This window comes from Sphingobacterium puteale, from assembly GCF_003627955.1.
Classification (GTDB): Bacteria; Bacteroidota; Bacteroidia; order Sphingobacteriales; family Sphingobacteriaceae; genus Sphingobacterium; species Sphingobacterium puteale.
This window is the reverse complement of record NZ_RBWS01000001.1, coordinates 43860-58522: the sequence shown is the minus strand read 5'-3', so window position 1 is coordinate 58522 and position 14663 is coordinate 43860. Positions and strand designations below refer to the sequence as shown.

The 14663-nt window shown below is 39.8% G+C and carries 14 protein-coding genes; 2 read left to right on the top strand and 12 right to left on the bottom strand.

The features are described from left to right. Position 1: 1 nt before the first annotated feature. The 9 genes from D7322_RS00255 to D7322_RS00215 all read right to left on the bottom strand — a co-directional run bounded on the left by D7322_RS00255 (position 2) and on the right by D7322_RS00215 (position 8980). Positions 2-2056: an NADH-quinone oxidoreductase subunit 5 family protein gene (locus tag D7322_RS00255; protein WP_121120488.1), complete on the bottom strand. Its 2055-nt coding sequence runs from the start codon at positions 2054-2056 to the stop codon at positions 2-4. A 3-nt stretch (positions 2057-2059) separates the two neighbouring features. Then, complete coding sequence (gene nuoK / locus D7322_RS00250) at positions 2060-2368, bottom strand: NADH-quinone oxidoreductase subunit NuoK (RefSeq protein ID WP_108635057.1); 309 nt, start codon at positions 2366-2368, stop codon at positions 2060-2062. Beyond that, the gene (locus tag D7322_RS00245; protein WP_121120487.1) at positions 2365-2907 is read right to left on the bottom strand and encodes an NADH-quinone oxidoreductase subunit J family protein; all 543 of its coding nucleotides are present in this window, start codon (positions 2905-2907) and stop codon (positions 2365-2367) included. Before D7322_RS00245 ends, nuoK begins: the two co-directional genes overlap by 4 nt. Before the next feature lie 4 nt (positions 2908-2911). Continuing rightward, a complete protein-coding gene (locus tag D7322_RS00240; protein WP_120260076.1) occupies positions 2912-3475 on the bottom strand; it encodes a NuoI/complex I 23 kDa subunit family protein in 564 nt (187 codons plus the stop codon). A 3-nt stretch (positions 3476-3478) separates the two neighbouring features. Next, a complete protein-coding gene (gene nuoH, locus D7322_RS00235) occupies positions 3479-4552 on the bottom strand; it encodes an NADH-quinone oxidoreductase subunit NuoH (protein ID WP_121120486.1) in 1074 nt (357 codons plus the stop codon). A 315-nt stretch (positions 4553-4867) separates the two neighbouring features. Beyond that, positions 4868-6154, bottom strand: coding sequence for a citrate synthase (locus D7322_RS00230; protein WP_121120485.1), 1287 nt, complete (start codon positions 6152-6154; stop codon positions 4868-4870). Between the two features lie 190 nt (positions 6155-6344). After that, positions 6345-6590, bottom strand: coding sequence for a hypothetical protein (locus D7322_RS00225; protein WP_104383962.1), 246 nt, complete (start codon positions 6588-6590; stop codon positions 6345-6347). Positions 6591-6596: 6 nt separating this feature from the next. Then, a complete protein-coding gene (locus D7322_RS00220) occupies positions 6597-7604 on the bottom strand; it encodes an SPFH domain-containing protein (RefSeq protein WP_121120484.1) in 1008 nt (335 codons plus the stop codon). Positions 7605-7609: 5 nt separating this feature from the next. Beyond that, positions 7610-8980, bottom strand: a complete 1371-nt coding sequence (locus tag D7322_RS00215; protein ID WP_121120483.1) for a hypothetical protein — start codon at positions 8978-8980, stop codon at positions 7610-7612. Between the two features lie 346 nt (positions 8981-9326). Here D7322_RS00215 and D7322_RS00210 point away from each other — a divergent pair, with 346 nt between their 5' ends. Next, positions 9327-9689, top strand: coding sequence for a BlaI/MecI/CopY family transcriptional regulator (locus D7322_RS00210; RefSeq protein ID WP_104383965.1), 363 nt, complete (start codon positions 9327-9329; stop codon positions 9687-9689). A gap of 4 nt (positions 9690-9693) precedes the next feature. Then, complete coding sequence (locus D7322_RS28855) at positions 9694-11805, top strand: M56 family metallopeptidase (RefSeq protein ID WP_121120482.1); 2112 nt, start codon at positions 9694-9696, stop codon at positions 11803-11805. Between the two features lie 48 nt (positions 11806-11853). Here the strand turns inward: D7322_RS28855 and pth are convergent, their stop codons facing one another. From pth to D7322_RS00190, 3 genes are all read right to left on the bottom strand, one after another. After that, positions 11854-12417 carry an aminoacyl-tRNA hydrolase gene (gene pth / locus D7322_RS00200; RefSeq protein WP_121120481.1) on the bottom strand — a complete coding sequence of 188 codons (564 nt, stop codon included), beginning with the start codon at positions 12415-12417 and terminating at the stop codon, positions 11854-11856. Positions 12418-12497: 80 nt separating this feature from the next. Continuing rightward, complete coding sequence (locus D7322_RS00195) at positions 12498-13094, bottom strand: 50S ribosomal protein L25 (RefSeq protein WP_121120480.1); 597 nt, start codon at positions 13092-13094, stop codon at positions 12498-12500. Between the two features lie 339 nt (positions 13095-13433). Beyond that, positions 13434-14390, bottom strand: a complete 957-nt coding sequence (locus D7322_RS00190; protein WP_121120479.1) for a ribose-phosphate pyrophosphokinase — start codon at positions 14388-14390, stop codon at positions 13434-13436. Between the last annotated feature and the right edge of the window lie 273 nt (positions 14391-14663).

Genomic DNA, 14663 nt, shown 5'->3' with positions numbered 1-14663 from the left:
CCTAGAAAAATATAAGATAAATTAAACCAAGTAAAACGAATAGAAAAACGGAATACAGTGCAGTCTGTAATTTGCCGTTCTGTACCAGGCGCACCTGATTGCCGGTCCAGTAGGCAACAGAAGCAACAGCATTGACAATACCGTCTACAATATATTTGTCTATCCACACGCTCAATCTGGAGAGGGATAGGACGATAAACTGAATAAAAGCAACTAGTGAATCCACAATGTAACGGTCAAACCAATAACAGAACCGAGCTATTTTCAGTGTACCGTCAACAAATACCCATTGATAAAGTTCATTGATATAGCCTTGGTTGAACGCCGCTTTCAGCGCCAGACTATTGCTGTTAAGTGAATATTTATGTTGTACGTACCATTTCCAGCCTATTATCCAACTGATGACCGAACCGATCAATAAGATCAATGGAATAATCAAGTGAGCGCTGTGGCTAGGTGCAAACGTATATTCATCCAATAATAAACCATCCATCAACCAGGAATCATGATAAGATACTGGGTTGAGAGAAAATAACGGAAATAGACAGCAGAGCCCCAATAGCATCATCGGAATCAACATGGTTTTGGAAGCCTCATGCAAAGGGGCACCTTGTAGTTTGTCCTGAACCTGATCCAGGATTCGAAGTTCACCTAAAAAAGCCTTAAAGATTAAGCGGCCAATGTAGAAGGCGGTCAATATACTGACGATGATGAGACTTACCGGTATAATGAGGTAAAAATCACCTTTCGATAAAGCCCATTCAAAGGAAGAGATGATGATACTATCTTTGGAAAGATAGCCTGATGTCAAAGGAAATCCTGCAAGTGCCAATGAAGCAATGCTCATCAGGATAAAGGTTTTGGGCATATACTTTTTCAGTCCACCCATATTCCGCAGGTCCTGCGGATCGAAATCAAGTTGGCTGTGTGCTTTGAGGTGTGCCATCTCATGGATAATAGCTCCCGCGGAAAGGAACAAGAGACATTTAAAGAAGGCGTGTGTGACCAAATGGAATAGTGCGGCATCCCAGGTTCCAATACCGATTCCGACCATCATAAAGCCCAATTGTGAGATGGTTGAAAAGGCCAGGATGCGCTTAATGTCGTATTGACCTAATGCAAAACAGGCTGCGGCTGCGGCGGTGATTGTACCGATGATAGCGATAAATATCAATGCACTTTCATTGAATAACGGAAATACGGTGGCCAGCAAAAATACACCTGCAGCGACCATGGTAGCTGCATGGATCAACGAAGATACCGATGTCGGCCCTTCCATGGCATCTGGCAGCCATATATGTAACGGAAACTGAGCTGATTTAGCCATAGCCGCAAGGAAAAATGCCAGTCCTGCTATTGTAAGCCAAACCTGGTCCATGCTGTTGACAGGAGAGACCCATTGCCCATTGGTGACAGCAGACTGATAGATCAATCCCGTTTCACCAAAAAGGTCAACTAGATTGAGCGTCTTAAATTGCGTAAATATGATTGCTAAACCAACCAGAAAACCGAGGTCTCCGATGCGGTTTACGATAAATGCTTTCTTGTTGGCCTGAACAGCCGTTTCGCGTGTAAACCAGAAACCAATGAGGAGGTAGGAGGCAAAACCGACCAATTCCCAGAAGATATACATGAGCAACAGGCTATCCATCACCACTAGTCCCAGCATAGCAAAACAGAAGAGACTAAGATACATCCAGTAACGATGGATGCCCGGGTCTCCTTTCATATAGGCTCTCGAATAGATATGTACGGGAAGGGCGACTGTGGGAACCAGCAACAGCATAAGTGCGCTCAGGTTGTTCAATAGGATGCCTACCTTAAAAGTTGAAGCACCAATGGTGAACCAGTTGATCTCAGCGTATGCGATCGGATGATTCCAGATGGCCAGCCAAGTGATTCCACCGGATATAAAACTACATACGATGCCGATCAGGGAGATGGTTCCTGACTGATCACGCTTGCCAGCCATCGCTTGGTATAAAAAGGCAATAAATGGTGCGACTACTGCAATCAGCGCGGTGTATATGGGTGATATGTGGGCAACTGGATCCAATTCTTACTTATCTTTTAATTCTTTTATTTCATCCGGATTAATGGTTTTATAGTGTCTATAGACATTCAGGACCAATGCTAATCCGACCGCAACTGCAGCAGCAGCAAGGACAATGGCGAATAAGGCAAAAATCTGTCCGCCATAACTGACTTTATCGTATTTGCCAAAAGCTACAAAGTTTAGGATAGCTGCATTAATCATCAGTTCGATACCTACTAAGATCATAATGGCATTTTTCTTTGAAAGCACGGTATAAAGGCCAATACAGAATATGCAGGCACTAACAACCAAAAAATGTGTTAGTGTAATCATCTATTGCGCTCCTTTCTGGATAAATGTGACGCTCCGATCAGTGCCATCATCAAAAAAACCGATATGACTTCAAATGGCAATACATAGAAGGTCATAAACCGTAATCCGATTTGTTGAATATTATTATCTGTTGGAATAATCTCCGTATTATTTTCTTTGGCTTGTTGGATCCAGGTAGGAATGGACTGGTGCCATTCTGTAATACCAAAGATCATAAGTATTAGAAAACCTATTGCCAATACAACTGCTTGCCACCTGGGCATGCTCAAAAATGAACCACTGCTGTCCTGAAGATCTTTCAATAGTTCTTTGTTGGAAAGCATAAAGGCAAACAGCATAAGGATCAGCACACCGCCTACATAAACCATGATCTGTGTGATGGCTACAAAATCTGCTAAGGCAAAGAGATAGAGACCCGCCATCGCAAAGAGAACGATGAAAAATAAAAATAGGGCGCGGGCTATATTTTTAAGATTAACCAATAAAAGTGCAGATCCGATTGCCAGTACAGCGAAGGCATAAAATAAAATAATTTCCATGTTCTTATTTTTGCTTTGCTGCCTCCTTTTCAGCTTGAAATTGCGTCCATTCGGCTTTGCGCTGCGCAACCTGTTCGTCGGTCATGTCCGAAAATCCGTAGATCAGATCGGTCAGTTTTTGCGAGCTGCGATCATATTCGTTGGTCATGACAATACATTCGGTAGGGCAGACAACGGTGCATAGGCCACAATACATACATTTGGCCATGTCAATATTGAATTTGGCTGGATATAACCGTTTTACACTACCGTCTGAAGTTTTTCCGATCGCTTCCGGCGATTTGATCGCCTCAATTTCAATGCAATCTACAGGGCATGCTTTGGCACAGAGATCACATACGATACAATCGTCAATATCCACCTGCAATTGATAACGGGCAACTTCAGGAATAGGCATTTTTTCGGCCGGGTATTGCACCGTAACGATGCCCTCCTGTCGGTCAAAGTAATTATCATTTTTGATATTCAATTCCTGACGCGAACGTCGGGCGCCAAACAAGTGCTTCACAGTCAAAGATAGTCCTTTGATTGCTGTACGAAATGCGTGGGAAGCCGTTTTAAATATCATATCTTATGCTATAATTAAAATTCTCCAAATGGCTGAAATGGCCATGCAAACAAAGGCTAACGGAGTCAATACCTTCCAGCATAAGCTCATCAATTGATCTGCACGTAATCGGGGTAAGGTCCACCGGATCCACATTTGTACTCCGACGATAAATAACGATTTGGTCAAGGTCCAAAAGATTCCCCAGGCAAGGCCTGTTGTCCAGTCTGCCAATCGTACTGCGCCGATATTAGGGAGCGGTGTATTCCATCCACCCAGAAACAGGACTACACCCAACATCGCTACCAAAAACATCATGGCATATTCGGCCAGGAAGATAAAGGCAAACTGTATCCCGCCATATTCCGTATGGAAACCACCGACCAATTCAGATTCCGCTTCGGGAATATCGAATGGCGCCCGGTTACATTCGGCAAGCGTTGCGATAAAGAATATGATATAGGTTACTATTAGGTGGGGGGCCTGAAAAATATTCCAGGCGAAAATTCCGCCAATCTCATTAACTTCCCAAAAACCTAAAAATTTGATACTTCCGTTGGTCAGAATGCCCTGACCGATTGCGATTTCGTTGAGATTTAAGGTCTGTGTTAACATCACGACGGTAATCAGGGAGAGCCCGACGGGTATTTCATAAGAAACCATTTGGGCGATGGCACGCATAGATCCGAGCAGTGAATATTTATTGTTTGATCCCCAGCCAGCCATCAGGATTCCCAAGGCATCAATGGAGATGATCGCCATAATAAAGAATAACCCAGTATGTGTATTCGCCGGAATAAAATCTTTGGCCCAGGGAATGACCGCAAAACCTGTGAAAACAGCCACAAAAATAATAATCGGGGCAATTCTAAAGAGAATTGTGTCGGCTAATGTCGGTGTTATTAATTCTTTTTGAAGTAATTTGAGAATATCGGCTATGGTCTGAAGGCTGCCATATTTTCCGGTTTCCATTGGCCCGAGACGATCTTGGACAAATCCCGCAATCTTACGTTCGGCATATACTGCAAATAAGGTAAATGCTGCTATAAAGGTGAAAATAGCAATGGGAACCAAGATATGTAGTATTGTATCTATCAAGTCTTATTTATAATGATTTTTAATAAGCGACCAATGAATACGCAAACTTAACGAAAAACAGGGAATTTCGATAGGGAAAAATTAAAATATACTTAACAAGTAGATTATCGTGACATATTAGAGAGGTTAGTATTTAGATTTGAGTATTTAGATTTTGGATATGTAAGCTGCTAACTGAGGATGTTGTCAGAAAAATAATAGACTTTATGTTTACATAACGTGCTATCACATAGTGTTTTTTTGGAAAAGCTGCTGTAACAGTATTTCCATAAAAAAAGCATCCCTTGGGATGCTTTTTTTATGGAAATCAATCGATTAACGATTTGAGAACTCAACGTAATTACGTTCTGTATGTCCGACATATACTTGTCTTGGACGGCCGATAGGCTCTTTGTTTTCACGCATTTCTTTCCATTGCGCGATCCATCCCGGAAGACGGCCCAACGCAAATAGTACGGTAAACATATCTGCTTTAAAGCCTAATGCACGGTAGATAATACCTGAATAGAAATCGACGTTCGGATAAAGCTTTCTGTCGATAAAGTATTGATCATTTAATGCTGCTGCTTCAAGTTTTTTAGCGATGTCCAATACGGGATCCTGAACGCCTAATTTTTCTAAAATATCATCACATGCTTTTTTGATAATCTTAGCACGAGGGTCGAAGTTTTTGTATACACGGTGACCAAATCCCATTAAACGGAACGGATCATTTTTATCCTTGGCTTTTGCTAGGTATTTCTCCGCATCACCACCATCATTTTTGATCGCTTCAAGCATTTCAATTACGGCCTGGTTGGCACCGCCATGCAACGGACCCCACAAGGCATTGATCCCCGAGGCAACAGACGCATAAAGGTTGGCATTCGATGAACCTACGATACGAACTGTTGATGTAGAACAGTTTTGCTCGTGATCAGCATGTAAAATAAGCAATTTGTGCATGGCATCAATCACAACAGGGTCGAATGTTTTTTCGTCGTTAACCTCGCCGAATAACATGTTTAAGAAATTGTCTATGTAACCTAAGTTATTTTTAGGATAAACGACGGGATGACCTAGTGATTTCTTTTGAATCCAAGAAACGATCGTTGGCATTTTTGCCAAAAGATTGATGATCGTTTGATCTTCTTCTTCGTCTGTTAGGTTTGGATTTAAAGATTCAGGGTAAAATGCAGATAAGGCACCTACTAAACAAGAAAGTTGGCCCATTGGGTGGGATTTGGATGGAAATCCGGCGAAGAAATTTTTCATGTCTTCGTGAATCATCATTTGCTTTTTAATGTCAGCTCTGAATTTTTCCAATACCTCTTTTTTAGGAAGCTCTCCATAGATCAATAAATAAGCAACTTCCAGGAAAGTCGATTTCTCTGCCAATTGCTCAATTGGATATCCTCTATATCTCAATATACCTGTTTCACCGTCAAGGAAAGTAATCGCACTTTTTGTTGCACCCGTATTTTTGTATCCCGGGTCTAACGTAATAAATCCACTTAGATCTCTTAATTTGGAAATATCAACTGCTTTTTCATTTTCAGTACCGACAATGACCGGAAGGTCATAAGAAGTGCCGTCTAAATTTATAGATGCTTTATCTGACATGTTTATATATTATCTTATATCTGATTTGTATGCTAATCTCACAAATTTAACTATTTGATATTTAAAACTGAAAGTTCTTTTGGAATTTAAATGACATCATTACGTCATTTTGGATAATATTGAATAACGATTTACTTAAATACGCAAATAGTTTATTCAAATTTAACACTATCTTATTATGTCCGAAATATTAATCTATTTTTCGCTGAGCGACTTTCCCTTTATCTTCATATTTTCCGTTTTTGCCCGAACCAAAAAAAGGTAAGATGACGAAGCATACCAAAATAATAGATGTCAACGTTAGAATTCCTGTTGTCCATAGGATTTTGCTGAAATTTTCAGCATCTAAAAAATGGATACCCCAGAGTCCCAATAGAAAATAGGTGGCGACAAATAGGATAACCAGGGTAAATAATATGCCAAAGATATATTTCATGATGGGTTATATTTTGTTGAGAATCTGTTTTTTGAGCGCGTCGAATTCGTCCTGTGTAATGATGTTTTCGCGTAATAGCAATTGTAGTTTTTGTAGTTTTTCGACAAAATCTCCTTCCGCTTGTATATTGTCTTTAATCTCTTCTTTTTGCAGATCAAATTGTTTGCCCAGCTCCATGCCGACACCAAGTTGCGCACCAATACCTGCCAGTCCACCTTCATTTTTAGCGGCATCCCGAAGGGCGCGTAATTTTTCCAGTTCCACATAGCTCAAGCCTGCTTGCTGCGCAGCTTGATTTTGTGTCGTCAAGTCAGCGATTTCACCAATCCGACGTTGTGTGTTTGAGTCAAATTGGGTTCCTAAGATTTTAAAATCTGTAACATCTAAACCGAGATCTTTAAAATCCTGTTCAACCGCTGTTTTGATATCTGTGGACAAAATAGGCAACTGACTATCGATTTCATTGTAACCTAATTTCTTCTGCGCAATCTGTGAGACAATCTGTTGTGGAATTCGTTGGTTAATAATATCCTGAATGACTGCCGTGCTAACTGTGTTTTGATTGGCGACGATATTTTTATAGAAATGTACCGGATCTTTGATGACGTAAGAAAAAGTACCGTTCAAGCCTATTTCAACGGGCAGATTGTATTGTGGGTCAATATATTTGACTGGGTTTCCTGTTCCCCAGGATTGATTGACAATTGCGGCCGTACGAAAGAAATAAATATAAAGCTTGTGCTCTGACTCGAAATTTTGTCTTAATCGCGCTAATGTGGTGAAGAAAGGATGATTGTCCGTTTTTAAATTATAGGTACCTGCCTCCGTAAGGAGGTTTTCGCCTTTTCCTTCATAGACAAGAATACAGCCCTGTCCTGGAGCCAGGATCAGTTTGCTGGAATTCTTAATTTCATTTCTTTCGGAAGGAAATTTATACCATAATATACGAGGGTCTTGATTTTTCCACTCAATGACCTCGGATAGTTGATTGTTAAAAAGATTGAATAGTCCCATAGTGTTTAGTTTAGTGTATCGAATTTGGGGTTGTACCCTTCGAATTTATTGATTTGTTTTCCGCTATTATCAAAATAGTAATAGTCGCTTGAACCTTTGACAATAAAACCATCTTTGAGCAGGCAGCCATTTCCATAAATGGATTTAAGGTCTGTTGTGACTGTTTTTTGTATGGCACCTGTAGCGACATCCAATAGCTGGATCTGTAAAGGATCGTCTTCCGCAGGTGTTGGTTTGTATGCAATCAGAAGCGTTTTGTCATTCTGAGCAACCACTACAGGCTGAAAATAGAGCCGACCCGGTGTAAAGTCTTTAAAACTAATGAGACGGGCTCCCTTAAATTGCCATGAATTGATCAGCACCTTTTTGTAGGGATCGCGGTCGGTAAAAATACCTGATCTGCCATAATCTTTATCCCATGAAAAGCGGGGGCTATCTTTGGGATATCCATATTGATAATAATAATTGTATTGGATTAACTGAATTTTCTCCTCGGGGTAATAACTGGATTTACTTGAAAAAGTGAATTCAGTTTTTGTGCTCGGATTGGGAAGTTTTTTCCTTCTTTCATCGTAGAGCTGCTTATCCGGTATTGATTTATTGATTAAAGGGTAATAGGCAAGATTTTGCCCTTCATTATTTACTATTTGATAGGAAGATCCATAATCTTCGTATTTAAATTCAACTTTGGCAATGCCCGTGCTGAGTGAGGGGGCATCTTTGACATAATTTTCAAGAACACTTTTGTAGGTGAGGCTATTTCTGTCCAATTGATAGATATACTTGGATTTTACGATGATGTACAGGTTTTGGTCTTCAAACACCTGTAATTTAACGTCGCTACTCGATAATTCGACGGGTGTATCCATCAATGGCTTTATCCATTCCTTTTTGCCCGTTTTGGGATCAAATAATCCGATATAGACTTTATTGTCTTTGCCTTCGTCAAATCTCGCTTTTGAATTCCGGACATTCCCCACCACGACAACGTGGGGAATATTGTTTTTGTCCAAAAATAATTCATTTGAGGCGTAATTCCATTCCAGCGTAATGGCTTCTTCTTTTTTGTCAGCAGTGTTGGACGAACTATAGGTCGAATAACTCGGTTCGGGTTTTTTGGAAAAAATGGCGCTTAAAGCTCCGATTAAAAACATGAGCGCAATAAAACCAACAACGGCAAATAGTACAATCCGTATTACTTTATATTGATCCGTATTGTTGCGTGGATAATTGTAATTGTGATTGATGTTAATATCGTCATTGTCTAAGAAAAATTCAGTTCCGCAGCTGTCACATTTGTAAAAGTCGGGACGTATTGTGCTGACTTTTATGCTGCCACAATGAGGACATTTGATCGCTTTGATGCTTTTGGCCATTTATTTTTATTGTATTTGTGTTGAATTATTCCTGTTTTAAAGTTTCATTTCCAGCATAGAAGGGCATGTATATTTTCATCACAATACCGCCTGTCTAGTAGCGAAAATAAAATAATATACAGTCGAAAGTTAAAATAAAAAACAAGGTATAACAAATTTTCGGCCAGTCATCTTATATTCGATAGGATTGATTTTAAATACGTCAAATAATGATTCATATTGTAACGTTACAAAAAATCGGGGCTTTAGATGCTGTTTACGGGGATACAAATAAAAAAAGTAAAATATTTTTGGTATTTACGAATTATTCGTAGATTAGTGAAAGATTAGTAAAAAAGATTAATACATGGAAAAGTTAACAGCGCAAGAGGAACAGGCAATGCAATCTATCTGGAGCCTAAATGGAGGTTTTATCAAAGAGATTCTGGATAATATCAAGGGTGAAAAAATGCCGTATACAACCTTGGCATCAACGGTAAAGAATCTGGAGCGCAAGGACTTTGTGAAAGCTGTCCGTTACGCCAATGCGAAACGTTACGAACCTATGGTAAGCGAACAGGACTATAAAGCTAAGTTTATGAATTCCTTTGTCGGTGATTATTTCAAGAATTCTTATAAAGAGATGGTTTCTTTTTTCGTGAAAGAGGAAAAGCTGACTGAAGATGAACTGAAGGAGATCATGGATATGATTAAAAATAACAAATCGTAATACGATGGAAAACCTGCTGACCTATATCATTCAAGTCAATCTGCTGTTGAGTATAATCTATTTGGGTTATGTCGGGCTATTGAAAGGCTTAACCTTCTATTCACTGAATAGATTCTACTTTTTAATAGGCGGATTATTTGCTTTTGTATATCCGTTTTTGGATTTAAAATCGCTGTTTGTGCGGCGCGGGTTGGATATGGGGGGTGTTGGTGAGCAGATTTTCCTTTATATGGGAGAACAGCAGGTGCAGGAGAGGTTAACAGTGGCAAGCTTGGTGGAGTTGGTATTTATATTAGGTGCAATATTGTTGATGTTGAGGCTTCTATTCCAACTGTTGAGTTTATTAAGGATTCATCTGCACTCTAGAGCGGATCAGTGGCGATCCTATCTATTTCGGAATGTCATCATTCCTATTGTTCCATTCTCATTTTTGAATAAAATTTACGTCAACAAAGAACAGCATGTGGATGCTGAGCTGAAAGATATTTTTAAGCATGAGGATATTCATGTGAAAGGCCTTCACAGTCTGGATATTTTATTGTTTGAAATGATATTGGTGTGTTGTTGGTACAATCCTTTCGTCTGGTTCATGCGCAGAGCCATTCGCCAAAATTTGGAGTTTCTGACTGATCAACAGGTGCTCAATAAAGGAATTGACAAACAGACGTACCAATATAGCCTGTTGAATGTGTCCAAAAAGGGCACTTCAATAGGGTTGAGCAATCAATTTAATTTTAAACTATTAAAACGTCGCATTATGATGATGAATAAGAAAAGGTCATCCAAAATAGAACTGAGTAAATATGCCTTCCTTTTGCCTATATTCTTACTAACGGGAGCAGCATTTACTGTAAGCAAAGCGGAGGGCAGCATAGAAGGGGTTGTTGAGCGGGCAAATGAAACCGTGCTGCCGATTCAATTGCCTGCCCATAAATTGGAGGTAGGTCAACAGCGGGATTCCACGTTGTCAGTGAAGATGGTTGGTGAAGCGGGAAAAGTGCTTCAGGAAGATATAAGGACAGATACGATAAAGATTGATACAAACCGCTCCAAGAAAACAGCTAATTTATTAAGCGATCAGATTGGTTCTTTGAGACTGAGAGGTACCTCTGACGTAATTGGAAATCCATTGTTTGTGTTGGATGGCATAGTTGTTAGCAAAAAAGAACTGGATGCAGTTGCTCCAGAGGAGATCGAATCTATGGCAGTATTGAAAGACAAGTCGGCTACAGCAATTTATGGGGAGAAAGGTAAAAATGGCGTTGTTTTGCTGACGACTAAAATCGGAAATGCCACAAAAAAATCTGAAAATAACCTTCAGGGCAAGGTGGTGGGGTTTCAAGTGAAGCAGGATTCCGTTGGTACAACAAAATCCCATACGATAAAGTATCCTGTTGATGTTTTGTATGTGATTGATGGGGTTAAGATGAATTCTGAGGATATGAAGGGTGTTGATCCGAATAATATTGAAAGTATTAATGTTTTAAAGGATGCTTCAGCTATGGTAAAATATGGACGTGAAGGGAAAAATGGTGTTATTGAAGTGACCACAAAAAAATGGGCTAGGGAAAATCCGGATAAAGTGGATAAAGCATCCCACAAACACAAATCAGAAAATACCCCAGATGAGCGGGTAATTACGGTAGTGGGGTATAAAAAGGGTGATAAGGGAAATGAGCCTAAGACGATAACCTTTGAGGGAAAAGCTGCGCAAAGTGATAGCCCGGTGAAAACGGCGAAATTTGTGGCGCAAACTGCAACATACACGAAGGTAGAGGGAGAACCAAGGGATATTAATGGCCTCCGGATCCGTGGGCTATCGGGAAAAGAACAGCCGTTGTTTGTTGTTGATGGTCAGGTGCAATCTAAAGACCGGAATGATCTGAAATCCGAAGATATTGCGTCCATCGAAGTTCTCAAAAATCAGAGTGCAACAAGTCTTTACGGTACAGCGGGGGCGAATGGTGTTATTCTCATAACGACAAAGAAAAAAGCGGGGGAATTGAATGACGGGAAGGGAGATAGGGAGCCACTGGATGGAAAGATAAAGAAAACAATCAAAACAGAGCTAGATGCCGAAAGAAAGCGTGCTGTTGGCCTAAAAGATAAAGGGTAATAACGATTATCTTCAGATGGAATAAAGTAAAAGGGACATCAGTCCCTTTTATTTTGTATTTAGATTGGTCATGGTCAACTCGATGCCGATATTGACAAAACTTTGAATCATTTTGACAGAATGATCTATTAAAGCAGGAAGTTCTACCTGTTCTTCTTTGTCAAAGGGACCAAGGACGTAGTCCACCTGTCTGCCTTTTGGATAGTTGTCACCAATGCCAAAGCGTAAACGCGGATATACCTGTCCACCGCAAAGCTGTTCGATGGACTTAAGCCCATTATGGCCGGCGCTGCTTCCCTTGGGTTTCATCCGGAGCGAACCAAATGGAATCGCCAGATCATCCACGATCACTAAGACATTCTGAATCGGCACTTTACATTGCTGCATATAATAATTGACTGCTTTACCACTGAGGTTCATATACGTAGTCGGCTTGATGACAGTTACGTTATGCCCTCTTTGTTTAAATTCGCTGTAATAGGCTAATTTTAACAGGGAGAAACTAGCGCCAGCTTGTTTAACGAGCTCGTCGGCAACCATAAAACCAATATTGTGCCGCGTATCGGCATATTCACTTCCGATATTTCCCAATCCAACGATAAGATAATTCATGACGCAAAAATAAAAATTTAATAAACAAAAAAGCACCGAATTTCGGTGCTTTCTGTAGTATCTTAAGAATCTTGTTCAGATTATTTTTTACCACCTTTAGCTGCTTTGGCTGCTTCTTGTTCAGCTTGACGCAATGCACGGGACATGATAACGGATACGATTGTATCGTCAGCATTGTTTAATACTTTTGCGTTGTCCAATTGAACTTGAGCTACACGGTATGATTTACCAACTTCTAAAGATTCCATTGGTACTTCAATTTCTTGTGGCAAGTTAGCAGGTAATGCTTTTACGCGTAAATTGCGTAATTTTTGAACTAATTTACCCCCCATTTTAACACCTGGAGATGTTCCTGTTAATTTGATAGGAATATTCAATGATACTTCTTTGTCATCAAATAATTCTAAAAAGTCAACGTGAGTAACTAGGTCTGTCAATGGGTGGAATTGTGCATCTTGAACGATAGCTCTTTTTGTTTGACCGTCAACGTTTAATTCTACGATGATAACGTCAGCAGTGTAAAGAACTGGTTTCAAATCAGCTGCGGATACAGAAAGAGCAGTTTGTTCTTTACCTCCGTAAAGTACTGCCGGTACTAAACCTTGGTAACGCAATTCTTTTGCATCTCTTTTCCCTACGTTCTGTCTTACAGAACCGCTAATAGCAATTGATTTCATCTTTTAATTTTTATAAATTTTGAGGTGCAAAGATAATTTAATTTTTGGTATTATCAAAAAAAGTTGCTGATATTGAGTGACTAAGATCCCTAATGCTATTTTGTAAGTTGCTGACTTGAGGAGGGGCTGTTAAAGTATAACCGCGGCGTCCTTATATGCTTGTTTAGAGAGGGCCAATTGTGCAGGACATGAATAAAAAACAAACTGTCTATCCTCCGGCTTACCATATCAGAGTCTAAATACTATTATATCAATACTTAATACTAAAAAAAGACTCCAGTATTTCAGCCGAAGGCTTACTATACCAGAGTCTCCATACCAATATCTAAATACGATATACTATTCGACGTCAAATAAATCAGAGATGGATGTATGTTGGTTGACGCTGGTGATTGCTTTAGCAAACAGATCAGCTGTTGACAACACTTTGATTTTTGTCGATTGCTTTGCTTTTTCTGTATCCAATTGAATGGTATCTGTTACGATCATTTCTGATAACACGGAGTTTTCAATTGTTTCATAAGCTTTGCCGGATAACACAGCGTGTGTACAGACCGCTCTTACGGATCTCGCGCCATTTTCCATGATCAAAGCAGCAGCTTTTGAAAGTGTGCCGGCTGTGTCACAGATATCGTCAATTAATACAACATCCTGATCCGTTACATCACCAATGATAGACATTGACTCAATTTCATTTGCACGTTTACGGCGTTTGTCACAGATGATCACTTCTGCATTGAAGAATTTAGCAAAAGTACGTGCTCTGTATGATCCACCCATATCCGGTGATGCAATTGTCAAGTTAGGGAGTTTTAGGGATTTGATGTAGGGAACAAAAATAATGGAGCCATCGAGGTGATCAACAGGGATATCGAAAAAACCTTGGATTTGTGCGGCATGTAAATCCATTGTCATGATGCGGTGAATCCCAGCTGCTGTCAACAGATTGGCAATCATTTTTGCGCCAATGGCAACTCTTGGTTTGTCTTTTCGATCTTGTCTTGCGAAACCGAAATAGGGGACAACCGCTGTAATGTAGTGCGCTGAGGCTCTCTTTGCAGCATCTGTCATCAACAATAATTCAAAAAGATTGTCGGTAGGTTGATTGGTAGATTGGATGATAAATACATCGGCTCCACGTACAGATTCATTGTAGAATGGTTGAATCTCACCGTCGCTAAAACGCGATAATGTTTTGTCCCCTAGAGGTTTCCCGTAAGATTGTGCGATTTTTTCAGCCAGTTCTGTAGTGCCAGAACCTGCAAATAGTTTAACCGTGTTGAATTGCAAAGGCATGGTTTTGTATATTTATGTTGGGTTATTGTATTGTCGTTTATTCAATATTTTATTCCCTAATATTTTTTAAAGCTAAACATTAAAAAAAATGGATTGTTTGCACAATCCATATACTCTTAACTTTAAAAGTTGTCCGACCTGGATTCGAACCAAGACAAACAGAACCAAAAACTGTCGTACTACCCTTATACTATCGGACAATGTCTCAAAAAAGCCAACGTTTCCGTCTTTTTCCTTTTGACGACGCAAAGATAGAGATTTGTTTTAAAAATC